This window comes from Bacillus timonensis (assembly GCF_004799755.1).
Taxonomy (GTDB): Bacteria; Bacillota; Bacilli; order Bacillales; family Bacillaceae_L; genus Ferdinandcohnia; species Ferdinandcohnia timonensis_A.
In genome coordinates this window covers 1-1,614 of the sequence record NZ_SLUB01000124.1, presented here as the reverse complement: position 1 = coordinate 1,614, position 1,614 = coordinate 1, and the positions used below count along the sequence as shown (strand labels likewise).

The window sequence follows — 1,614 nt, the reverse complement described above, 5'->3', positions numbered from 1 at the left end:
CCTGAATCCGTGATAAAAAATAATTTTTCCGATAATTTTAGGAATTCCTTATTTTCTTGCCATTCGTACTAATTTAAGTTGGATTGATTGGTTTTTGTGTACACTAAATAAAACCTGCTTACCTATAATTTTTTTCAGGTCTTATTACCTATTCAGTTTCCTAGGCTTATGTTGAAAATGAAAGATACAGTCGTTTAAAAGTAGGAAACCAAGGACTATGATTTCCAAACTTTAAGTAAATTCTTCGGGAATGCTTTACCAATTTTGCAGCTAATGTAATCAAATTCTGGATAACCGTTTTTACTCGGCGACGGAAGACCTTTCTTTTAAGCGGCGCATCCCCTGATTTCAGGCTTTCTTGGCCAATAATCCGAAGGAGATTGTAGGTTAAACATCCAAGATGTAAGATTAATTCATTGGTGGCAAATTTCCCAGAAGGGAAACGTTCTAGGTCTAAATCCGTTTTTAATTCACTGTGGAATTGTTCACAAGTGCCATGTTCGTGATAAAGGCTAATTATTTCCTCTGTTTCATTAGGTAGGGTAGTCCAATAGCTCTCAAACTCAACATCTGGGACTAAGAGGATTTGGCCGTTTTTATCAATCGTTCTTTCTGTTACTTTATAGACTTGGCGAATGGCTTTTTTCATTCCCTTTGGAGTTGTTTCTAAAGCACCATAGAATACACGTTTTCCTTCTCGCTCCTGAACGCATTTACCGAATTGTTCAGCTACCATGAGCCAGTTTTCAGGCTTTTCACGGCGAGGATTTCGTTTAATTATGAAATCGGCCTTTTCATTTACACAAACTTTTAGGTTTTCGACACTATCGTTTCCTGCATCCATACGGACCAATAACGATAGATCAGTAATCATCCGAGAATATATAATACTTTTCTCGAGAAATTTCTCAGTATCCTTTTGAACGTGTGTGCTTCCTTCCCGAAGTTCCACATTTACAACGTAGCCTTCTTGACCCAAATAGGAGAAGTTAGGGGAATACCCGTCACATCCTTTGTATGTGCGACTAACCCCTTCTTTCTTAGTATTTGAGTTATCAAATGGCGATACATCAATATCCAGAGGTACGTATGATTTTTTGTCACTAGTAATTGTTGGAGTGACAGGAGAATCAAATTGCCGTATTAGTTTAGCCGATTCTTCCAGAACAATGGATTTCCATCCAGTCACCTTGGCAATTTGATCGAGTCGTTGCCGTAGTGTGGGACTTGATGGAACCACTTGAATATCCAATGCACGATAAAAGAAGGGATCATCTCGAAATTCTTCGATATGGTCGAAATCATTCTTACCTTGGCACAATAGACCCACATAAGAAGTGGTAACATCGCCATTAAGAATGGCCGGAGACGACTTGATTTCTGGGACCTTTAAGGATGAAAAACGTTTGTAAAATTTTGTTTTTGATAAAAGCAAACCTATTAAACCTAGACCCGAATGGGTCGTTAATGTATCATCGGAATCTTCTAAAATAAACTTAACCAATTTCAACACCTGCCTGGTGAAATAAAATTATCAACATAAATCAGCTGATAACATTATTATATCAGGCTTTGTGGGCACATTTATTATTAATTACGTCACGGACTCAGGAT

At 37.6% G+C, this 1,614-nt stretch carries 1 protein-coding gene; it reads right to left on the bottom strand.

Going from position 1 to position 1,614, the window contains the following annotated elements; genetic code table 11:
• Positions 1 to 166: 166 nt before the first annotated feature.
• On the bottom strand, positions 167 to 1,510 hold the full coding sequence (locus E1I69_RS24060) for an IS1380 family transposase (protein WP_136382016.1): 1,344 nt from the start codon (positions 1,508 to 1,510) through the stop codon (positions 167 to 169).
• Between the last annotated feature and the right edge of the window lie 104 nt (positions 1,511 to 1,614).